The sequence below is a fragment of the Pseudomonas sp. FG43 genome, assembly GCF_057809175.1.
In genome coordinates this window covers 274,936-295,554 of sequence record NZ_JBMDJL010000004.1, presented here as the reverse complement: position 1 = coordinate 295,554, position 20,619 = coordinate 274,936, and the positions used below count along the sequence as shown (strand labels likewise).

General features: G+C 58.8%; 18 protein-coding genes. 13 read left to right on the top strand and 5 right to left on the bottom strand.

Annotated elements, in window-relative coordinates:
* Positions 1 to 3: 3 nt before the first annotated feature.
* The 5 genes from ACODS3_RS07455 to ACODS3_RS07435 all read left to right on the top strand — a co-directional run bounded on the left by ACODS3_RS07455 (position 4) and on the right by ACODS3_RS07435 (position 4,813).
* Positions 4 to 1,074, top strand: a complete 1,071-nt coding sequence (locus tag ACODS3_RS07455) for an acyl-CoA dehydrogenase family protein (RefSeq protein ID WP_489033914.1) — start codon at positions 4 to 6, stop codon at positions 1,072 to 1,074.
* Positions 1,071 to 1,916, top strand: a complete 846-nt coding sequence (locus tag ACODS3_RS07450) for an ABC transporter ATP-binding protein (protein WP_489033913.1) — start codon at positions 1,071 to 1,073, stop codon at positions 1,914 to 1,916. The genes ACODS3_RS07455 and ACODS3_RS07450 overlap by 4 nt, the downstream gene beginning before the upstream one ends.
* Positions 1,882 to 3,081, top strand: coding sequence for an ABC transporter substrate-binding protein (locus ACODS3_RS07445; RefSeq protein ID WP_489033912.1), 1,200 nt, complete (start codon positions 1,882 to 1,884; stop codon positions 3,079 to 3,081). The genes ACODS3_RS07450 and ACODS3_RS07445 overlap by 35 nt, the downstream gene beginning before the upstream one ends.
* 5 nt (positions 3,082 to 3,086) lie before the next feature.
* Positions 3,087 to 3,842, top strand: a complete 756-nt coding sequence (locus ACODS3_RS07440) for an ABC transporter permease (protein WP_201017206.1) — start codon at positions 3,087 to 3,089, stop codon at positions 3,840 to 3,842.
* A 131-nt stretch (positions 3,843 to 3,973) separates the two neighbouring features.
* Entirely contained in the window at positions 3,974 to 4,813 is an 840-nt protein-coding gene (locus ACODS3_RS07435; RefSeq protein ID WP_304574590.1) for a transporter substrate-binding domain-containing protein, read from the top strand.
* A gap of 161 nt (positions 4,814 to 4,974) precedes the next feature.
* Here the strand turns inward: ACODS3_RS07435 and ACODS3_RS07430 are convergent, their stop codons facing one another.
* Positions 4,975 to 6,366, bottom strand: coding sequence for an MmgE/PrpD family protein (locus ACODS3_RS07430; protein WP_489033911.1), 1,392 nt, complete (start codon positions 6,364 to 6,366; stop codon positions 4,975 to 4,977).
* 200 nt (positions 6,367 to 6,566) lie between these two features.
* Here ACODS3_RS07430 and ACODS3_RS07425 point away from each other — a divergent pair, with 200 nt between their 5' ends.
* The 4 genes from ACODS3_RS07425 to ACODS3_RS07410 are packed head-to-tail and all read left to right on the top strand — an operon-like array spanning position 6,567 to position 9,596.
* Positions 6,567 to 7,229 (top strand): amino acid ABC transporter permease, encoded by a 663-nt coding sequence (locus ACODS3_RS07425; RefSeq protein ID WP_201017045.1) that lies wholly within the window; start codon positions 6,567 to 6,569, stop codon positions 7,227 to 7,229.
* A gap of 1 nt (position 7,230) precedes the next feature.
* The gene (locus ACODS3_RS07420; protein WP_201017046.1) at positions 7,231 to 7,893 is read left to right on the top strand and encodes an amino acid ABC transporter permease; all 663 of its coding nucleotides are present in this window, start codon (positions 7,231 to 7,233) and stop codon (positions 7,891 to 7,893) included.
* A gap of 15 nt (positions 7,894 to 7,908) precedes the next feature.
* Positions 7,909 to 8,679 carry an amino acid ABC transporter ATP-binding protein gene (locus ACODS3_RS07415; protein ID WP_236250121.1) on the top strand — a complete coding sequence of 257 codons (771 nt, stop codon included), beginning with the start codon at positions 7,909 to 7,911 and terminating at the stop codon, positions 8,677 to 8,679.
* Between the two features lie 11 nt (positions 8,680 to 8,690).
* The gene (locus ACODS3_RS07410) at positions 8,691 to 9,596 is read left to right on the top strand and encodes an aminotransferase class IV (RefSeq protein ID WP_201017047.1); all 906 of its coding nucleotides are present in this window, start codon (positions 8,691 to 8,693) and stop codon (positions 9,594 to 9,596) included.
* 69 nt (positions 9,597 to 9,665) lie between these two features.
* On the opposite strand, the gene ACODS3_RS07405 is transcribed toward ACODS3_RS07410, so the two are convergent.
* Both ACODS3_RS07405 and ACODS3_RS07400 read right to left on the bottom strand, forming a co-directional pair.
* Positions 9,666 to 10,490 carry a class I SAM-dependent methyltransferase gene (locus ACODS3_RS07405; protein ID WP_201017048.1) on the bottom strand — a complete coding sequence of 275 codons (825 nt, stop codon included), beginning with the start codon at positions 10,488 to 10,490 and terminating at the stop codon, positions 9,666 to 9,668.
* Positions 10,491 to 10,716: 226 nt separating this feature from the next.
* Entirely contained in the window at positions 10,717 to 11,571 is an 855-nt protein-coding gene (locus ACODS3_RS07400) for an SDR family oxidoreductase (RefSeq protein WP_201017049.1), read from the bottom strand.
* Positions 11,572 to 11,697: 126 nt separating this feature from the next.
* On the opposite strand from ACODS3_RS07400, the gene ACODS3_RS07395 reads away from it, so the two are divergent.
* Positions 11,698 to 12,099, top strand: a complete 402-nt coding sequence (locus ACODS3_RS07395; RefSeq protein WP_304574585.1) for a winged helix-turn-helix transcriptional regulator — start codon at positions 11,698 to 11,700, stop codon at positions 12,097 to 12,099.
* Positions 12,100 to 12,166: 67 nt separating this feature from the next.
* Here ACODS3_RS07395 and ACODS3_RS07390 read toward each other — a convergent pair whose 3' ends face one another.
* Both ACODS3_RS07390 and ACODS3_RS07385 read right to left on the bottom strand, forming a co-directional pair.
* Positions 12,167 to 12,970 carry a hypothetical protein gene (locus tag ACODS3_RS07390; RefSeq protein WP_304574584.1) on the bottom strand — a complete coding sequence of 268 codons (804 nt, stop codon included), beginning with the start codon at positions 12,968 to 12,970 and terminating at the stop codon, positions 12,167 to 12,169.
* Between the two features lie 101 nt (positions 12,971 to 13,071).
* Positions 13,072 to 15,186 carry a TonB-dependent receptor family protein gene (locus ACODS3_RS07385; RefSeq protein ID WP_304574583.1) on the bottom strand — a complete coding sequence of 705 codons (2,115 nt, stop codon included), beginning with the start codon at positions 15,184 to 15,186 and terminating at the stop codon, positions 13,072 to 13,074.
* A gap of 510 nt (positions 15,187 to 15,696) precedes the next feature.
* On the opposite strand from ACODS3_RS07385, the gene ACODS3_RS07380 reads away from it, so the two are divergent.
* The 3 genes from ACODS3_RS07380 to ACODS3_RS07370 are packed head-to-tail and all read left to right on the top strand — an operon-like array spanning position 15,697 to position 20,546.
* Entirely contained in the window at positions 15,697 to 17,808 is a 2,112-nt protein-coding gene (locus ACODS3_RS07380) for a TonB-dependent receptor family protein (protein WP_489033910.1), read from the top strand.
* Between the two features lie 31 nt (positions 17,809 to 17,839).
* Positions 17,840 to 19,105, top strand: coding sequence for an acyl-CoA dehydrogenase family protein (locus tag ACODS3_RS07375; protein ID WP_489033909.1), 1,266 nt, complete (start codon positions 17,840 to 17,842; stop codon positions 19,103 to 19,105).
* Positions 19,106 to 19,133: 28 nt separating this feature from the next.
* Positions 19,134 to 20,546: an LLM class flavin-dependent oxidoreductase gene (locus tag ACODS3_RS07370; RefSeq protein WP_489033908.1), complete on the top strand. Its 1,413-nt coding sequence runs from the start codon at positions 19,134 to 19,136 to the stop codon at positions 20,544 to 20,546.
* Positions 20,547 to 20,619: the final 73 nt, after the last annotated feature.

Below are 20,619 nucleotides of genomic sequence, written 5' to 3'. Positions count from 1 at the left end.
ATCATGCTCGACTCCGAATCAGGCCGATGGCTGGACACACATGCCAATGCGCTTGACCTTGGCAGCCTGGACCCGGAACAGGTGCTGGCGCAACTGGTGGCCGGAGATGTGCTGGGTGTTGGGATTGATGCGGCTCAAGGCGGCAGAGGAGGTGACCTGAGCGATGCCGTTGAAGCCGTTGCAGAAGTCGCCGGTCACTCATTGGCCGCCGCATTTGTGCTCTGGGGCCAGCGGGCTTTTATCGAGTATCTGCTGCACAGTCCCAATGCGGGATTGCGTCAGCGTCTGTTGCCGGATTTGCTCAGTGGTGGTCTGGCGGGAGCTACCGGTCTTTCCAATGCCATGAAGTTTCTGTCGGGCATCGAGACGCTGCAGGTCAGTGCTCATGAACAGGACGGCAACTGGCAACTGAACGGCCGCCTGCACTGGGTCACCAACCTGCGCAAAAGCGGGTTTGTGGTGGCTGCTGCCATTGAGCATGAGCAGGGTAGCAAGCCCTTTATTCTGGCGATTCCGCAATCTGTCAGCGGTTTGCACCGCACGGACGATCTGCAATTGATGGGGCTGCAATCGACCAACACTGCGGCCCTGGATTTCAAGGACGTCCAGTTGAGCAACGACTGGCTGCTGCATGAAGATGCGCGGCAATTTCTGCCAGCGGTGCGGCCGGCGTTTCTGGGTTTGCAATGCGGGATGTCGATTGGTCTGGCCCGACGGGCCTTCAAGGAAGTCGACAGTCATCTGCAAGGCTCGCGTTCTGTGCTGCGTGGCGAGCTGGACGAATACCGTCTCCAGCTGGAAAGCGCCGTGAATGACCTCAAGCGTGGTTTGCTCGATGGACGTTTTCTGACTCAACCCGCCGCGCTGTTTCGCTTGCGCATTGCCTTGGCCGAGTCTGCCGCCAATGCGGTGCAACTGGAGCTTCAGGCCAGTGGCGGCAAAGCTTTCCTTTGTGAATACGGCAGCGCTTTTGCGCGGCGTTGGCGTGAGTCGGCCTTTTTGCCGATTGTCACGCCCAGCCTGGTGCAATTGCGGGCCGAGCTGCGCCGGCAGGCCGAGGAAAACGCCGCATGAGTCGACTTCTGTTGCAGGCATCGGCCATCGTTCTGGGCTACGAGCGGGACAATGGCTGGCAAAACGTGCTTGAGAACTTCGATCTGCAACTGTCCAAGGGCGAGATCGTTTCCATTCTTGGTCCGAGCGGGGTCGGCAAGTCGAGCCTGTTGCGTGTGCTGGCCGGTTTGCAGGCACCTCGCGAAGGCACGGTGAGCCTGCTTGGCGAGCCGCTGCAAGGTCCTCATCCGCGAGTGGCAGTGGCTTTCCAGGACCCGAGCCTGTTGCCGTGGCTGACTCTGGAAAAGAACGTCGCCTTCGGCCTGGACTTTGTTCGTCAGCCGCAACTGACAGACAGCGAGCGTCAGGGGCGCATCGATCAGGCCATTGGTGAAGTCGGCCTGGAGCATGCTCGCAGTTATTACCCGGCGCAGCTTTCCGGTGGCATGGCGCAACGTACTGCACTGGCGCGCTGCCTGGCACGTCAGCCGCAAGTGTTGCTGCTGGACGAGCCCTTCGGGGCGCTGGATGAAGTCACCCGTGCCGACATGCAACAACTGTTGCTCAAGGTCATCGCCCGGCATGGCACCGCGGCGTTGCTGATTACCCATGACATAGATGAAGCGCTGCTGCTTTCCGACCGAATCCTGCTACTGGGCAACACCCCGGCGCGGGTTCTCGGCGAGTGGCGCATCGAACTGCCTCAGCCTCGTGCCGAGCTGGTGGATGAACTGGGCGCTCTGCGTATCGATATTCTCAAAACCCTTCGGCGGGCGAGCCGCAATCAGCAACGTAACCCTCAATCGCTGGATTTGCCGGAGAATGGCCATGTGCCTGGACGATTTCACTCACACACGTCGTGACTTTCTGAAACTCAGCGCCATGCTGACCGCAGCCGGTGCCTTGCCGTTGCTCAACAGCCTGGAGGCGAGGGCGGCTGCCGAGCCGGATGCGCCCGTTCGCATCGGTTACTTGCCGATTACCGACGCCACGCCGTTGCTGGTGGCTCACAACAATGGCCTGTTCGAGGCCCAGGGCATCAAGGCCGAACGTCCCGTGCTGCTGCGCAGTTGGGCGCAGGTGATCGAGGCCTTCATTTCCGGTCAGGTCAACGTCATTCACCTGTTATCGCCAATGACCGTCTGGGCACGTTATGGCAGCAAGGTCCCGGCCAAGGTGGTTGCCTGGAACCATGTGGGTGGCTCAGGCCTGACCGTTGCGCCGCAGATCAACGATGTCCGGCAACTGGGCGGGCAGACCGTGGCCATTCCGTTCTGGTACTCGGTGCATAACGTGGTGTTGCAGAGCCTGCTGCGTGACAACGGTCTGGTGCCGGTGAGCAAGGCGGCCACTGCCACGCTGGCTGCCAACGAAGTGAACCTGATTGTGCTGCCACCTTCCGATATGCCGCCAGCCCTGGCGAGCAAGCGGATTGCCGGATACATCGTCGCCGAACCGTTCAATGCCCTTGCCGAAGACCTCAAGGTCGGGCGCATCCAGCGCTTTACCGGCGATCTTTGGCGCAATCACGCCTGCTGCGTGGTGTTCATGCACGAGCATGATTTGAACAACCGGCCCGAGTGGTCGCAGAAAGTGGTCAACGCCATCGTTCAGGCCCAGGCCTGGACCCGGGATAACCGTGCCGAAGCGGCCAAGCTGCTTTCCAAGGACGGCACCAACCGCTACACGCCCCATGCGCAATCGGTACTGGACCGGGTGCTTGCGCCACAGGCCAGCGAGCGACAGGGTTATCTGGCCAGCGGTGCCATCCAGCATACGCAGTGGGACGAACATCGCATCGACTTCCAGCCTTATCCGTTCCCTAGCTATACGGAAGAACTGGTGCGTCGTCTCAAGGACACTTTGATCGAGGGCGACAAGGGTTTTCTCGCCAATCTCGATCCAAAGTTTGCGGCGCGGGACCTGGTGGACGACCGTTTTGTACGCAACAGCATCGAGGCCAGTGGCGGCCTGAAAACCTTCGGGCTGGCGAATAACTTCGAGCGTACCGAGGAGTTCGGCTTTTGAGCGAGGTGAAACGTTCAACCACCGGGCATGCGCTTTTAGGCCTGTCCGGTCTGTTATGCCTGCTTGCACTCTGGTGGCTGGGCATCAGCGTCTTTGGTGAAGCAGGCGGGCTGTCAGAGCGCTTTTCGCCGGAGTCGACTTTTGCCAGCCTGTGGGAACTGCTCGGGCGGGCTGAGCTGTACGAACACATAGGGGTGAGCCTCAAGCGGATTTTCGTCGGGCTGTTGCTGGCGCTGCTGATTGGTGTCCCGCTGGGCTTGCTGATTGGCGGCTCCCGGACGTTGGAGGCAGCAACCAATCCGGCGTTCCAGTTACTGCGCATGATTTCGCCGCTTTCGTGGATGCCAGTGGTGGTGATGCTGATGGGCGTTGGCGACCAGCCGATCTACTTCCTGCTGACCTTTGCCGCCGTCTGGCCGATCCTGCTCAATACCGTGGCAGGCGTACGACAGCTTGATCCACGCTGGCTGCAACTTAGCCGCAGCCTGAGCGCCACGCGATGGGAAACCCTGCGCAGGATCATCATTCCGGGCATCCTCGGTCACGTGCTGACCGGCACCCGATTGTCCATCGGCATCCTGTGGATCGTGCTGGTGCCTTGCGAAATGCTTGGTGTCAGCGCCGGGTTGGGTTACTTCATCCTCGATACCCGTGATCGACTGGCGTACTCGGAGTTGATGGCCATGGTGCTGTTGATCGGTGTGCTGGGGTTCATGCTGGATGCGGCTGCGAGGGGGCTGCATCGGCGGTGGGCGCATTGACCAAGGAATGATGTGTTTTATGCAAAAAAGAAATTAAAACCTGATTATTAATTCTTTTGAGCGAGCTTCCTTAGTTGACATGATCTGCAAGCCCACACGGGTCAATGCCATCGTCAACAGGATCACCCTCAATGAAGTCTCCAGGTTTCTACGCGCACGTCCTTGCCGCTGCGCTGCTATCGATTGTTTCCTTTGCCCAGGCTGCCGAGTCAGGTTCTACCTGGAAGCAGATTCACGATTCAGGCGAGCTGCGCATTGGCGTTGCTCAGGGCGAGCCTTGGTTTTTCAAGGACCCGGCTACCGAACAATGGAATGGCATCGGTTACAACGTGGGTAAGGAAATCGCCAAGGATCTGGGCGTGAAGCTGGTGACCGTAGAAACCACCTGGGGCAATTCCGTTGCAGCGCTTCAGGCCGGGCAGATCGACCTGATGCTGGTACTGGACCCGACTGAAGAACGTCGCAAGGCTGTGGACTTTCCCGAGCAGCCGTTCTTCTGGTACGCGCAGGGTGTGCTGCTGCGCGATGGTCTGACGGCCACCACCTGGGAAGATCTGGACCGTGACGATGTGCGCATCGGCGTGACTCAGGGCAGCAGCCCGGATCTGATTCTCAGCAAGAAATTCAAGAAAGCCCATCTGGAGCGCTACACCAATATGGATGAAGGTGTCGCGGCGTTCTATGCGGGGCGTGTCGATGGTCTTTCGTATTTCCACCCGGCGCTGGCGCTGCAACAGGCGAAGGTGCGCAAGGGCACCTTGATTTTGCCAACGCCTATCGTGTCGGTAAGCACCAGTGGTGCGGTGCGCTACGAGGATGACAAGACCTTCCGCGATTTCGTCGGCAAGGAATTCGCCAGGCTGTACGAAAGCGGTGCGACCCAGAAGTACTACGAGGACGCCCTGCGCTTGCGCGGCGTTGACCCAAGCAAAGTGCCACCGGTGGTCAAGGAGCACTGGGTCGGCAATTGAGCCTATAAAAGTAATGCCAGTCAGTTAACACAATCCGTGGGAGAGGCCTTGGCCGCGACAGCATGTTGAAGACGCTGAAAATGTGTTGCCTGTCAGCAGGTCGTCGCGGCCAAGGCCCCTCCCACAATTGATATGTATGCCTTAACTGATCGCCATCAAGTCTATAAAAGACCTTGCAGCAAAGCCCCGACATCCTCGCAATCCTCCAGCGCCAATAGCCCGGCCAGGACAGATTCCACTGTCTCGGCGGGGCTGCTCAGTGCAGCGTACTGGCGAAACTTGCTCAGCACTTGAGCTGTGCCGAGTGGGCGCTGCCGACAGCCCAACGGGTAATCCAGCCGGTTTCCGATCCGCATCTGTTGGCCAAGATGCACGTGTACCTGGCCAGCAGGGCGACGTGTTTCGCTCATCAGCTTGTCCAGCACAGGGTCCACTTCGGCAACCACTCGATCCGCGAGGCTTTGCACGTGCGGGTCATTGCGCGTCGCGTGGGTATGCCAGTCATATCTGGCAATACCCAGCGCCAGACAGGCCAGGGTATGGGGCAGGCTGAACTGGCTATCGACTTCGGTTGCCGGTCGCTTGTCCATGAAATCACGCGCCTGAGTCGTGCCGGTAAGCACATGTATCCGGGTGATGGCTGACGCCTCGAAAGGTTGCGTCTGCTGCAAGTGCTCGAAGGACTCCAGCGCCGTATGTATCCAGCGACAGGCGAGGTAGTGCTTGAGGCTGGCATTGGCAGCAAGCCAGTCACTGCCCAGTTCTGTTGTCAGTAATCGAGCATCAAAGCGGTCCGAGCCGAGCATGCGCCACAGCCCCTGATCACCATCAAGCACGGCTTTGGCTCCCACCCAATCCTGCTGATGCAGGCGCACGGCTCGCACACCCGCTTCTGCGGCCGGCGCGGTGAAATCCTTGAAGGACACCAGCGGGCGGCTATCCCAGTTGTACTTGCGCAGGCTTGGCAGCGGCGTCAGGGTTCCCGCCAGCCCCATGGCATTTTCCAGCCCGGCAGCGTCAAGCTGTATCAGCTTGCCGTAGGCCACCGCAGCGCCCAGCGCCTGATGCTGGCAGACGCCGTATACCTGGCGAAAACGCTCGATCCCCGGCTGCTGGGCGACGATTACCCGCGTGTTGATTTCATAGGCAGCAATCAATGCTTCCAGCAGTTCACGACCCGACACCTTGCGCTGCCAGATGCCGCTTAGCACAGCGGCCACGAGACTGGCACCCGGATGCCCCATGCCGCGGCCATCGATTTCCAGGCCGTCGTCATGGTCGAGTGCATTGATTGCCATGCCGTTATAGAGCGCCGCACCCACGGGGGCCAGACGCAACGAGCTGCCCAGCAGCGCGCAGGGACCGGGCGCATATTCTTCGGCGCAGTGTTTCTCGAAGGCTTTCGCCAGTTCGCTGCGGGTCGAGGCCAGGCCGCATGCCAGAGCGTCGATCAAATGCAGCTTGATCTGCTCGCGCAATGTGTCGGGAACGCTGTCCAGCTTCAGGTCGAAAGCGAACTGCGCAAGGGTGCGAGTCATCGATACGTCAGCCATGAAAATCTCGGCGCACAAAACAGCGAAGGCTACCGGTTAAAGGTCTTTGTGGCAGAAGCACCTCAAGATCAAAAAGGCATAAGCAAAGAGATAACGGTTACTTTTGGTCAGGGTTATCCGCCGCTTATCATGCGCGGCCTCTCATCCATGGGAGCGCTGCGATTCAGATCTGAAGGGGCATCCCCAGGAGAGGAGCACCGGTGTACACCTGGAATTTTTCGGCGATATGGCCATACACCGGCTTGCTCGTCGACGGGCTGCTTGGCACCTTGCATATCGCCCTGGTATCGCTGTTCTTTGGTGTCCTTGCAGGCGCGTTCATGGCCGTGCTGCGCATGTCGTCCAGCCGGTTACTGCGCTACCCGGCGATGGCCTTTATCGGTTTCTATCGCAATACACCTGCGATCGTGCATTTCTTCTGGTTCTTCTATGCCTTGCCGGTGCTGGCGCCGGTCAGCCTGTCGCCGTTCATGGCCGCGGTTCTGGCACTGTCGATTCAATCCAGTGCGTTCTACGCCGAAGTGCTGCGCGGCGGCATTGCGTCCATGGAGCGCGGGCAGTGGGAAGGTGCCAGGGCACTGGGCATGACTCAGGCCCGCATTCTGCGTCGCATCATTCTTCCCCAGGCCTTGCGGCGCATGCTCGCGCCGTTTCTGGAGCGCAGCTTCGAGCTGGTCAAGACCACCGCGCTGGCGTCTTCGCTGGCCTATGCCGAGCTGCTGTACCAGGCCATGCAGATCAATACTCAAACCTTTCGACCTCTGGAGGTCTACAGCGTGATCGCCGTGATGTATTTCAGCGTGCTGTTTGTTGCCAGCCTGGCCAGCCAGCGTCTTGAGCGTCACTTGGCCAGGAGCGCCTGAAATGGATTATCAGTGGGACTTCCAGATCGTCATCGACAATTTGCCGGTGCTGATGCGCGGGCTCAAGGTGACCTTCCAGTTATTCCTCATGGCAGCGGTGATCGGCGTGCCGGTCGGTCTGCTGCTGGGCGTGGCGCGTCTGTCACCACTCAAGCGCATCACCTTGCCGGCGATTGCCTTTATCGAAGTGTTTCGCAACACACCGGTGCTGATTCAGTTGATCTGGATCTACTACGCATTTCCGGTGCTGTTGGGTGTGCGTTTCTCGCCGTTTTTTGCTGCGGCGCTGGCCTTGAGTCTGTATACCGCCGCTTATTGCGCCGAGATATTTCGCGCCGGTCTACAGTCGGTGGTGCGCGGGCAGTGGGAGGGGGCCAAGGCATTGGGCATGACCCGGGCGAGGGCTCTGCGGCGTGTGATTCTGCCGCAAGCCTGCCAGCGCATGCTGCCGGCACTGACCAATCGCATGATCGAACTGGTCAAGGTCACGTCACTGGCGTCGACCCTGGCTGTCACCGAGGTGATGTATCAGGGGCGCTTGCTCAGCTCCAGCTACTATCGACCGCTGGAAATCCTGACGGTCGTCGCCTTGCTGTATTTCTGCCTGATCTGGCCGTTCAGCTTCCTGGCCGCGCATATCGAGCGCCGTCTGGCGCTTCGTTGATTGTCGAGAACCCTCATGACCGAACAACCGTTGTTCCGCATCCGTCAATTGCACAAAAGCTTCGACCAGCCGGTGCTCAAGGGCATCGACCTGGAGGTACGCCGTGGCGAACGTATCGCGATCATTGGCGGCAGTGGTTCGGGTAAAAGCACCTTGTTGCGCTGCCTGAACTTCATGGAAATACCTACCAGCGGCGAGATCGAACTGGATGGCGTATTGCTGGGTGAAGAGCGAGGCGCAGAGCGGGTTTATGCCGAGGCGCAGTTGCGTGCGGTGCGTGAGCGGGTCGGCATGGTGTTTCAGCAATTCAATCTGTTCCCGCATATGACGGTACTGGAAAACGTCATGGAAGGGCCGATCTCGGTGAAGAAGGTTTCGACGGCGCAAGCCCGTGAACAGGCCATCTTCCAGTTGGAAAAGGTCGGTCTGGCCGAGAAACGCGATGTCTATCCAGGACGCCTTTCCGGCGGCCAGCAACAGCGCGTGGCGATTGCCCGTGCGCTGGCCATGGAGCCCGAGGTGTTGCTGTTCGACGAGCCTACTTCATCCCTGGATCCTGAACTGGTGGGCGAAGTGCTGCGTGTGATTCACCAGTTGGCTGATGAGGGCCGAACGTTGTTGCTGGTAACCCATGAACTGGGTTTCGCCTATCACTTTGCCGAGCGTGTGCTGTTTCTCGAAAACGGCGTGATTCACGAACAGGGCACGCCCGACCAGGTGCTCAAGGCACCGCAGCAGCCTCGTACCCAGGAATTTCTTGCCCGTTTTGCCGAGCGCTCTTTCTAACGTAGATATCCATGCTTTCAACCACCAGCAGCCAGGCCTATGCGCCCGATCCGCGCAATGCCGACGTCAAGGTTTACCTCAACGGCGAGTTCGTGCATCGCGATGCTGCAAAGGTGTCGATATTCGATGCCGGTTTTGTCTGCGGCGATGGCGTGTGGGAAGGACTGCGGCTGGTCAAGGGCCGTCTGGTTGCATTGCAGGCGCATCTGGATCGGCTGTTCGAGGGAGCCTTGAGTATCGATCTGGATATCGGCCTCAGCCGTGCCGAAGTCGAAAAAGTGCTCTGGGACACCCTGGCCATCAACGGCATGACCGACGGTGCCCATTTGCGCCTGATGGTTACCCGTGGACGCAAAAGCACCCCCAATCAAGACCCGCGCTTCATCATCGGCAAGGCAACCGTGGTCTGCGTGGCGGAATACAAAGTCGTCGATGTACAGGCCAAGGCCCGCGGCATTACGTTGTTCACCTCGACTTATCGTTGCAGCACGCCGGACGTGTTCGACCTGCGCCTCAACTCCCATAGCCGCCTGAACCTTATCCAGGCCTTGCTGCAGGCGCTGCATGCCGGAGCCGACGAAGCCCTGATGCTCGACAGCCGTGGCTTCGTCGCCAGTTGTAACTCCACCAACTTCTTCATCGTGCGCAAGGGCGAGCTGTGGACCTCATCCGCCCATTGCTGCTTCAACGGCATCACCCGACAGACGCTGGTACGCCTTGCTCGGGAAAACGGTATCACGGTGCATGAAGGCGAATTCACCCTCGCGCAGGTTTATAGCGCGGACGAAGCTTTTGTGACCGGCACACTGGCCGGGATCACGCCGGTGAAAACGGTTGATGGGCGGGTTATTGGTTCGGGGGAGAGAGGGGTTATTGAGCGGTTGAATGGGCTTTATCAGCGTTATCTGGAGGAGTAGGTTAGCTGTGCCTGTATCTGTGGGAGGGGGCTTGCCCGCGACGTCGCCAGCAAGCTACCTGCCATTTGACTACTTCGCCGGCTTCACAAACCGCAACGTAAACCTGTCCGACTCGCCAATCGCCACATACCTGGCCTTGTCCTGTTCACCCAGTTTCAACGCCGGTGGCAGTGTCCAGACGCCCGCCGGGTAATCCTTGGTGTCCTTCGGGTTGGCGTTGACCTCGCTTTGCGCTTCCAGTTTGAAGCCTGCATCGGTGGCCAGTTTCACCACGTAATCGGTGGGCAGGTAGCCGCTCTTCTTGATGCTTTCCAGGTCGGTGCCGTCTTTGGCGCGGTGGTCGACCACACCCAGCACTCCGCCCGGTTTCAGCACCTTGAAGAAGGCCGCGAATGTTTGCGGCGCATCATCGGCAAGTACCCAGTTATGCACGTTGCGGAATGTCAGGACCCGGTCGGCCGAGGCGGGTTTGCCAAATACAGGGGTCTTTGGATCGAACTCGATGAATTCAGCCTTGCCGTAGCGCTCCGGATCGGTCTTGAATTTCTGCTTCAGACCGTCGGCGGCTTTCTTGTAATAGTCACCCGAGGAGGGCGCTTGCAGGGCTGCAATGTAATGCCCGTGATCCTTGAGCAAGGGTGCAAGAATCTCGCTGTACCAACCGCCACCGGGCGTGATCTCGATCACTGTCTGATTGCTCTGCAAACCGAAGAACTTCAAGGTTTCCTGCGGATGACGATAACCGTCGCGCACGCTGTTTTCCTTGGCTCTCCATGAACCCTCCAGCACGCTCTTGTATTGCGCATCACTGATCGAGGTATCGGGTGCAGCCGCCTGGCTGAAGGATGAAGCGAGAAGGGTGGAAAAGCCTAAAGCAAGAATCCTGGCGTTCATGATCGTCCTTAGAATGTGTCTAGTACCGGTATTGACTGTACCGGCAGATCGATCAGGCAAATTAGACTTTATGACACTAAGGATAGAACCGGGCGGGTTGTAAGGCTGTGCTTTACGCAGGGCTGTAGGGCCGGATTCATCCGGGAAGACATTCTTCCTGATCCAGGAGATGCGGCGGATGTACAGGCGGCTTCCCGGATAAATCCGGTCCTACACAGACCGTGCTCTAAGCATTATCTGCAAGCGCACCCAGAACCTGCTGCAGCGACCTGGGGGCTCGACCGGACAAATGCTCCACGTGCCCCGTCACAACATCAAATGCGCCTTGCACAAAATCCTGCTGAATACTGATGACCACGTTGATCACGTCCTCCGGTAAGCCCGCCTGGCTCAGGCCTGCACTAAGTTGCTCCTGGGGCAGTACGACAAAACCGAATGGTTTTCCAGTCAATGACGTCGCTGCCTCGACACGTTCTGCGCTGGTAATGCTTTTGGGGCCTGTCGCTGAGTAGATGGCTCCGATGTGGCCGTCACTGGTCAATACGCCTGCGAGTGCTGCTGCAACATCGTCTCGCGAGACATAGGACACACGGCTTTCACCAAGGCCGGTCAGTACCCCGGCGGCGGCCTGCATCCGGACTTCCTGAGCGAAGGCTTCAGCGTAGTAACTCATGCGAACAATCGTCCAGGCTGGCGCGGTCTTGATCAGGTGCTGTTCGGCAGTCCAGTAGGACGCACCGTTGGCAGGTTCTTCCTGCTTGCGAGTGCCCAGCGCCGACACCAGCACGATATGTTTCACACCTGCGGCAACTGCCGCATCGATTGCTGTGACGTGCTGGGTAGCCCGGACACCCGGACGCAAATCCACGCTTGGGATAATCAGCAACCGGTCAAGACCGACATACGCGGATATGAGGGTTTCAGGACGGTCGTAATCGCCCAGCCGCCCCTCCACATCGTTGGGTAATGAATGTGGTGTCCTGGAAATCCCCACCTGTTTCACACCCGGGTTCTTGTCGGTAATGTGCTGCAGAACAGCCCGACCCAGATGACCACTTGCGCCGCTGATACCAATTTTCATGTGCTCTCCAGACTCTATACGTACAAAATGTTCGTGCAATCTGTTTGAATGCAAACGGCTTTGCAAGAACGCACAGACACGTGCGTCAGTAACAAAAATGTTCGTAATGGAGCAGGAAACCCATCTATGTCCTTAGCCAGAAATGACTCGGCAGACGGTCAGCACGATGCCGAAAGCTGCAAAGCGCTGGGTAATATTCTTGACCGCATCGGCGACAAGTGGACGGTCATGGTCGTAGGCATCCTGTCGGACGGCCCAATGCGTTTTAACGCCTTGCAGCGCACGGTTGCCGGTGTCTCGCACCGCATGCTGACCCTGACGCTAAGAGGTCTTGAACGAGATGGATTGGTCACGCGCACCGCCTTCGCGACCGTGCCTCCAAGAGTGGATTACGAACTGACCGACCTTGGTCATTCACTGAGGCCTCAACTGGAACTGCTTGCTTCCTGGGCCAGAACACATCAGGCGACAATCGAGCAGGCACGTAAAAGTTTTGATCAGCGGAGTTTGGCCAAGAACTCGGAATGATGAGGGTTGCTGGCGGATGTGGGGGAGGCGAGTAACAGGCGTCGCCTCGCAGGCACTGTAATCCTGTTCAGTGGTGTTTGATGCCCATGACATATGCAATAACTGCCCGCTGAACCTGCAACAAAAAGCGCTTTTGCTCATAACCCGCAAAGCCAGAGTAGTGAACAGGATCGAAGTTGATTTCTTCTCCCACGTAAAAGGGTGGTGTCGGTAGAAGGACAGGGTTGCCCAGGCTGGTCAGGTGTTTTTCTGTGAGCGACCACTTGGTATCTGAATAGCCGGCAGGCCAGGAGTCTGTGAACAGGACGTCTATCTTTGCATCGGCGCAGGCCGAGAAGATTACATGGGGTTTTTCCTGATGAAACTCTTCGCTGCAAAAGTGGTGTACGACCATTTCCAGCGATTGGGCCAGTTCGTGCCATGAGTTCATGACGTTTGTGGTCGGGCCCCATAGGCCTACTTTGATATTTCGGATATCGCCAAATCGGGAGTGAAGGTAAAAACCGTCTGATAACACTTCGCAGGGATGGCCCACAGCGGACATGGCGTTTATGACCGGTCTTTTGCTGGCCGACGCAAACGCCTGCAGTTTTTCGTGGCTGGATTCGCGGATGACATACAGCGAATAGAAAGGGTCGAGGTAGCCTGCAAGATCGCAAGGCCGCTCTCTGGTTTTCAGGAAATTCGGCAGCTCGATATAATCCAGGCCCAGTTGCCTGAACGCCTGGATAAAGGTCGTGCGGGTACGAATACCATTTCCTTCAAATGACCAGCCGACGTTCCCTTCAATATGCGCAGGCGGCTGTTTGGCCAGTGCCCATATGTCCAGAATATTCTGAGTCGTCAAATCGTCGAGGCTGATGAGGTTCAAGATGTCCTTCCCTGGTGCTTTATGGACGGGCGCCTTCGTCGGCATTCTCAACCTATAGGTTTGATAACTCTCAGTCCAGAGCGCCCGGCAACAGTCAAAGCTTAATACCTGACCTCAAACCCCACATAGGCCCCGATTCCATCCCCCGGATACAACGACGCCGTATCGGCCCCGGCCACGTTGTACTGCGGCGTGACTGCCGAGACATAGGCCTTGTTCGCCAGGTTCTTGAGATCCAGTGAAACTTTCCAGTCGCCCTTGGGGGCTTCGTAGCCGATGTTTGCTCCCCAGATGGTGTATGAGGGCGCATAGAAGGTGTTGGCGTAATCCACGGCGGTGCGCGAGGCGGACTGCACGTTTACGCCGGTGTAGACGCCGCCGTGATGCCGGTACTGCAACTCGCCCTGGTAGACATGGCTCGGGATGCCGGGCAACTGGTTATCGCCGAACGTTTCGTCGTTGCGGTAGTGGAAGTCGTTCCAGGTGTACACCTGACGCCAGCGCAACTGGTCACCCTGAGGGTTTTCCCAGAGTCGGGTATTCAGCCCGGCTTCCACGCCCTGGTGAATGGTCGGCGAGGCATTGAAGGCACCGGTCACGGCTGCGGAGGTCGAGGTTGCGGCGATGAACTGGACGTTCAGCAGCTCGTCATGAATCCATGAGCGATACAGCGCCAGGCTGCCGTCGAAGATCCCGGCCTTGCCCTTGATGCCTACCTCGAAGGTATTGGCTTTCTGTTCTACCAGTGGGCGGATGTAAGGTGTGGTCGGGCCGGAACCTGAGTATTCCCAGGAAGCCGGTGGATCGATTGAGCGGCTGAAGTTGGCGAACACTTGCAGTTGCGGGTTGAGGTCGTAGCGCAGGCCGATCCGCGGGGCGATGCTCCAGTTGTCGTAGTCTTCATGGGTGAGAAAGGTTGTGGTGTTGGGATTGAGCGCCTGATCGATATTGATCTTGCGCCTCACATTGATGAATGACACGCCGCTGGTGAGCCATAAGCGATCGATCAGGTTGAAGTCATTGCCCAGGGAAATGACCCGGTCGGAGGAGTCCTTGTAGTTGACCTGCTTGAGCGGAACCTTCGATGCCGTCGTCGAATTGACCTCTCCACGCAGATGCTGGGTGGAGGTAAAGGCAATGGAACTGCGGCTTTCATGGCCAAACCAGTTATCGATGCGCTCGTAGCTCGCGAGCAGGTTCAGGTCATGCCAGTCCCAGTAACTGGGGTTACTCGGGCTGTTCGGATTATTGTTGTGGGCATAGTCGTGATAGGCGAAGCCCAGGGTCAGGCGTGCATCGTCGTCGAAGGTGTAGAGGGTTTTGCTGCCCAGCCACAGGCTGCCTGGCCTGCGGCTGCCAGCGCCACTGGACTCGGCCGTGGCACTGGCGCGTCGTGGATTGTTTTTGATTGCACCCAGGGTGGTGGCACTGGGGTCGTCGTGGAACTCGTCGCGGTAGCGCAGCATCAGGCGGGTTTCCAGTTTCGGGCTGAAGCGATAACCCAGGTTGGCAACCACGCCGGAGCTCTTGGACAGGCTGTAGTCGCGATAGCCTTCATTGCGGTAATTGTCGACGTTCAGGTAATAGTCCAGCGGGCCTTCCACACCACCGACACTCAATGCCTGCTTCTGGTAGCCGTAGCTGCCGGCTTCAGCACGCAGACGCAGGCCCGGTGCGGTGTAGCCGCTGTGGTTGACGAAGTTCACCGCGCCACCCAGAGTCAATGCGCCGTACTGAAAGGCATTCGCCCCGCGCAGGATCTCGGTGTAGTTCACACCCGAGGCATTGAGGAATTCATAGGGTGTGCCTCCAGGCCCTGTGATCGGCAGGCCGTCGAACAGGAACTTGATGCCTTCACGAAAGTAACCGGGCGAGGTATTGGCACCGGAGCCCCGGATGGAGATTTTCGCCGCATCGTTACCGCCCGTGGACTGCACAAACACACCGGGCTGGTAGCCGAGGGTATCTTGCAGGTTGGCTGTGCGGCCTCTTGCTACTTCTTCGCTGTCGACCACGCTGGTGCCACCGGGCACTTCGGCCAGCTGGCTTCTGGCGTTTTCGGCTTCAGACTGGCGTGTTCCCTGGACGGTGACTGTCCCCAGCGTTGAGTCAGCGGCGCAGGCCATGGTCGGAATCAGCAAGGCGCATCCCAGCCCCATCGTGAAAGAGGCGTGGCGGACGGCCAGGCGCAATCGGTCCTGTTGTGTGGCGTGCAATTTATATCTCCCAAGTTCGTCGTTAAAAGGTCTCGGCGTTCTATGGGCATAGTCAGGCCAGTCATGGGCCTTCAGCAGGTTCTGTGCCATCTGTTAAAAGCCTGTGAAGTTGGCTGTTTGGCTGTAAGTGTTGATAAGCAGGTGATTAAAAATCGTAAAGTTTGTCGGCTGGATGTTGCAGGCTGAACAGTAGCGGTTATATCCATATTACTTGTTTGCAGTGTGCATGAATTGCACTTGTTTGCAGTGGATTGCTCCTTTGATCTTGCTGATCCAGAGCCTTTGAAGGGTTTTTGATGCTCTAAGGCTGCTCAACTGTTTGCAGCGCAACATCAATCGGTCAGTTTGTACTGTTGGCCAGCTTGTTAAAGGTGTCGATATAGAGAAAAACCAATAAGAAAGCGCTGGCACGACATCTGCAAAGTGAACTTTCATGACTTTTGGTGTTGTTCAAGTTTGGCCAGGTAATGGCTATTTGGATATCTACCTGTAAATTAGGGAGTACTTGCAGTGCAGGCGATCAAGCAACAAACCGGACGCTACTTCCCCCATTTGAGCAGCGCCGCCAGCGTGCCGATCCTGCTGGCCTTGCTCGGTCCGTTTGCCCATGCGGCCGATGAGCCCGGCAGCACAACGCTGGGCAAAGTGACGGTTACCGGCACTGCCGCAAGCGAAGCGCAGAAGGACCGCAAGCGCTTGCAGAAGGTGGCCGGCAATACCGCAGTGGTCGATAACCGTCAGGTCGAGCAGGGCAAGGCAGGCAGTGCCGAGGATGTGCTTGCCCTGCAACCGGGAGTGTTCGCCCAGGCCACCAGTGGCAGTGGTGCCAACAAGATTTCCATCCGTGGTTCCGGCCTGAACACCTTCTATCAAGGTTATGTGCTGGGGACCAAGCTCCTCTTCGACGGTCTGCCGATCACTGGCCCCGGTGGGACCCAGGAAGACTTCCTGGACATGCAGGCCGTGGATCACACCGAAGTGTTATATGGCGCCAACGCTTCGGAATATGCAGCCCTGTCGCTGGGCGGTGCGATCAATTTCGTCAGCAAGACCGGCCGTACCGATCCAGGCAATTACGCCCGCTTCGAGGTCGGCAGCTACGGTTATCGCAAGCAGCAGTTGAGCACCGGTGGCGTGATCGGTGACAGCGATTACTACATCAATATCCAGCACAACGAGCGCGACGGTTATCAGGATCATGCTTCCAACGAGGCGCGTGGTCTGGCGGCCAACTTCGGGCATGTGTTCAGCCCGAAACTGGAGACGCGCTTTTTCCTCAAGTACCGCGAAGAGGATCTCATCAACGGCAATACCCTGACTCGTCAGCAACTCAGGCACGACCCGCGCAGCAACCTTGTGCCCACCGGACGCCGCAAGGATGGCACCACGTTTCTGGCCAACAAGACCACTTACACTTTCGACGATGGTGGCAAGCTTGAAGTGGGGGCGGCCTACAACAATTACCCGTTGCTCAATGGTTGGCGCTACGCCGTTGAGCCACAGGACTGGCGTTCCAAGGATATAAACCTGACCCTGCGCTATTTCCGTACCGGCGACAGCTTTTTCGGCTTACCCAGCGACAGCAGCATCATCTTCAGCAACACCCGGGCCTATCTGGCCGACGTCAAATCCCACAGCGCCAGCACTGGCGCCAAGTTGCAGGAAACCAACTACACCGGCTCCCGGGACACGGTGCTGAGTTTCGGCAACGAGCTGCAACTGACGGATCGGTTATGGCTGTCTTCGGGGCTTTCGTTCACCAACATCAAACGCAAGGCCGAGATCGAGTCCAGCACCCGCACCAACACCAGCGAATTTCCCGACAGTGTCGAATACACCGAAAACGATATCGCGCCACGCATCGGCCTGCGCTATCAACTGACGCCGGATTTCCAGGTGTTCAGCAATGTCAGCCGCAGCATCGATCCGCCGGTGACCTGGCAACTGGGCAGCACCGGCAATCCCTATCTGTTCGATGCCAGGCCGCAAAAGGCGACCACTTTCGAGGTGGGGATTCGCGGCAGCAAGGGCATTTTCGATGGCAGCCTGACGCTCTATCGCTCCTGGGTTCAGAAAGAGCTGCTGACTGTGGTGGTGCGGCAAGCCACTGCGACTCAGGATCAGCTCACCGCCACGTCCAATGCCAGCCCGACCATCCACCAGGGTATCGAGGCCGGTTTGAGCGCGCTGCTCTGGTCGGGAGCCAACGGCGACACCCTGGACCTGCGCCAGGCCTACACCCTCAACGATTTCCATTACCGCCACGACGACACCTTTGGCGATAACGAACTGCCCAGCTTGCCGCGCCAGGTTTATCAGGCCGAGCTTGCCTATCGCCAGCAAAGCGGCTTTTACGCCTCGCTCAACCTGCGTGCGGCGTCGAGTTACTACATCGACTACGCCAACAGCTGGCAAGCGCCGTCCTACGTGCTCTGGGGAGCCAAGGTCGGTTACCAGGCACCGAGCAAGAAGTGGGAGGTCTTCGCCGACCTGCGCAACCTCACTGACGAGCGTTACGCGACTGCCGCCAATACGGCCTACAACGCCAACGGTCAGGACTCGGCGAATTTCTATCCGGGCGACGCTTTCTCGGTGACTACCGGGGTGGCGTTCCGGTTCTGAACGCCGTTATCCACGAATGCAAGGAACTGCCATGAGTCATGAGTCTGAACTGCCTGTTACCGATGCCGAACTGGAAGCGCGCTTCGCGCCGGTCATTGCGCGGATTGCCGCTGGCGCCGTAGAACGCGAGCAGCAACGCCAACTGGTCCATGAGCCGGTTGGCTGGCTGCGTGAGGGCGGGTTCGGCGCGTTGCGGGTTCCGCGCCGTTATGGCGGGCTGGGCGCAAGCCTGCCTCAACTGTTGCACTGGCTGGTGCGCCTGGGCGAAGCCGACTCGAACCTGCCGCAAATCCTGCGGGCGCACCTGGGGTTCGTCGAAGGACGGCTGTCATCTCGTGAACCCGGCTCCCAGGCCTACTGGTTCGCCAAGGTCGCCGCAGGCGAGTTGTGGGGCGCGGCGATGGCTGAACGCAGCGACAGCTCCAGCAACACCGTAGCCTTGAAAGAGCGGGTTCCCGGAGATGCCAGCGCGGGTTATCACCTGGACGGGCAAAAGTATTACTGCACCGGCACGCTCTATGCCGACTGGGTGGCAGCCATCGCCAATGAGGGTGATGACTTTGTCAGCCTGTCTGTGCCGACCAGGGCGCAGGGCGTCGAGGTGCTGGATGACTGGGACGGTTTCGGCCAGCGCCTGACCGGCAGCGGCACGACAGGCTTCACTGCCGTTGAGGTGCCGGCAGAGCACATTCTGCGCCGCTTCAAGAAAGGCGAACTGCGCGCAGAGTCCTACCTGACGGCTTTTTATCAGGCCGTGCATCTGGCAACCCTGGCTGGTATCGCCCGTGGGGTATTGGCCGATGCCGTGGATTTCGTTCAGGGCCGCACTCGTGCCTTCGGGATTCCCGGCCAGACCCGTCCGGCCGAGGATCCGTTGGTGCAGCGGGTGATCGGTCGCCTGTCGAGCCTGGCCTTTGCCGCTCAGGCACAGGTCACGGCCATCGGCCACAGCCTGCAAGCCGTGTACGAGGCCGAACAGGCAGGTGTGGTTGTCGAGCAGCTTTATACCGAAGCGGAAGTACAGACCTATCAGGCCCAGCAGATTGTTCTGGCTCAGGTGCTGGAAGCCAGCACTTTGCTGTTTGAAGTCGGAGGGGCTTCGGCCACCAGCACCCGACGCAATTTCGACCGGCACTGGCGTAACGCACGCACCCTGGCCTCCCACAACCCGGCGATCTACCGCGAGCAGGCGCTGGGCAATTACTACCTCAACGGTGTCAGCCCGACAGCGGCCTGGCGAGCATTGCATGCCGAGGCTGAGGGGCAGGGCGCTGTCGACGAAGCCAGCGCGGTCTGAATGCTATATACAGCTCAAGGAGAGCGCTATGCCCAAACAATTGCACGTCAACCTGTTCGAGATGAACTGCGTCAGCCATATCACTCATGGCATGTGGGTTCACCCGGACAATAATCGCCATCGCTTCAACGATCTGGACTACTGGACCGAGCTGGCTCAACTATTGGAATACGGCACTTTCGACGGGGTGTTTCTGGCCGACGTGGTGGGGGTTTACGATCGCTTTCGCAATGGCCCGGAAACTGCCCTTCGCGAAGGTTTGCAGGTGCCGAGCAACGATCCGATGCTGCTGGTCCCGGCCATGGCAGCGGTAACCCGTGAGCTGGGTTTCGGCGTGACCTTTTCCACCACCTACGAGCCGCCATTCAGTTTTGCCCGACGCATGAGCACCCTCGATCACCTGACCAAGGGGCGGGTCGGCTGGAATATCGTCACGTCCTATCTGCCCAATGCAGCCCGCAATTTCGGGCTGGACCAGGAAGTGCCCCACGACCATCGTTACGAGATCGCCGACGAATACCTCGACGTGCTCTACAAACTGTGGGAAGGCTCCTGGGACGACGATGCGGTGATTCAGGACCGTGAGCAGCGCATCTACACCGACCCGGCCAAGGTGCGTTATATCAACCATGTCGGTGAACACTTCAAGGTCGCCGGCCCGCACCTGTGCCAGCCGTCGCGTCAGCGTACGCCTGTGCTGTTCCAGGCCACGGGTTCGCCGGCAGGTTCGGCTTTCGCAGGGCGGCATGCCGAGGTGGTATTTACCGGCGGTGTCACCCACGCGGATGTGCGGCGAAATATCACCACCATGCGCCGCAATACCGAGGAGCAGGGCCGTGATCCGGCAGGTATCAAGTTCATTGTTCAGGCGGGCGTGATCGTCGGGCGCACCGATGCCGAGGTGTCGGCCAAGCTCGATAGCTATCGCCGCCTGATCAGTGCCGATGGCGGGATGGCACACGCCCAGATGGGTATCGATCTGAAGGCGTATCCACCCCATGAGCGGCTGTCCAGCATCATCAAGCGCGGCGATATCGGCTGGGGTTCGCTCAATCGCTTTGACCCGGATACCACGGTGGGTGAAATGCTCGGCAGTTTTTCCGGGCTGCAAGAGGATCGCTACTTTGTCGCTGGAACTCCGACGGTGGTCGCCGACGCGATCGAACGCTGGCTGGATGTGGACGGCATCGACGGCATCAACCTGCGCCAGTACCTGTCGTTCGAGACTGCCCGGGATTTCATCGACCTGGTAGTGCCTGAACTGCGCCGTCGTGGTCGTTTTCGTGAGCGCTACACCCCCGGCGAAACCTTGCGCGAGCGGCTGTTCGGAGCAGGGCAGGCGCGCCTGCCAAACAATCATCCGGCAGCGCGCTACCGCGACCCGGCAGCATTGAGTCAGCCCTTGCAGCCGCTGCGCTTTGCGGCGGCAGAACCGTCATGAACCAACAAGCAGCGGCTGTTGCAACAGCAACAGCCCATGGACACTTTGTTGGTCATCCACCACTGGCCTTTGT

Coding starts and splice junctions, on each gene's coding strand:
- ACODS3_RS07455 (WP_489033914.1), top strand. CDS start 4: ATGCTCGACTCCGAATCAGGCCGATGGCTGGACACACATGCCAATGCG.
- ACODS3_RS07450 (WP_489033913.1), top strand. CDS start 1,071: ATGAGTCGACTTCTGTTGCAGGCATCGGCCATCGTTCTGGGCTACGAG.
- ACODS3_RS07445 (WP_489033912.1), top strand. CDS start 1,882: ATGTGCCTGGACGATTTCACTCACACACGTCGTGACTTTCTGAAACTC.
- ACODS3_RS07435 (WP_304574590.1), top strand. CDS start 3,974: ATGAAGTCTCCAGGTTTCTACGCGCACGTCCTTGCCGCTGCGCTGCTA.
- ACODS3_RS07430 (WP_489033911.1), bottom strand. CDS start 6,366: ATGGCTGACGTATCGATGACTCGCACCCTTGCGCAGTTCGCTTTCGAC.
- ACODS3_RS07420 (WP_201017046.1), top strand. CDS start 7,231: ATGGATTATCAGTGGGACTTCCAGATCGTCATCGACAATTTGCCGGTG.
- ACODS3_RS07415 (WP_236250121.1), top strand. CDS start 7,909: ATGACCGAACAACCGTTGTTCCGCATCCGTCAATTGCACAAAAGCTTC.
- ACODS3_RS07410 (WP_201017047.1), top strand. CDS start 8,691: ATGCTTTCAACCACCAGCAGCCAGGCCTATGCGCCCGATCCGCGCAAT.
- ACODS3_RS07405 (WP_201017048.1), bottom strand. CDS start 10,490: ATGAACGCCAGGATTCTTGCTTTAGGCTTTTCCACCCTTCTCGCTTCA.
- ACODS3_RS07400 (WP_201017049.1), bottom strand. CDS start 11,571: ATGAAAATTGGTATCAGCGGCGCAAGTGGTCATCTGGGTCGGGCTGTT.
- ACODS3_RS07395 (WP_304574585.1), top strand. CDS start 11,698: ATGTCCTTAGCCAGAAATGACTCGGCAGACGGTCAGCACGATGCCGAA.
- ACODS3_RS07375 (WP_489033909.1), top strand. CDS start 17,840: ATGAGTCATGAGTCTGAACTGCCTGTTACCGATGCCGAACTGGAAGCG.
- ACODS3_RS07370 (WP_489033908.1), top strand. CDS start 19,134: ATGCCCAAACAATTGCACGTCAACCTGTTCGAGATGAACTGCGTCAGC.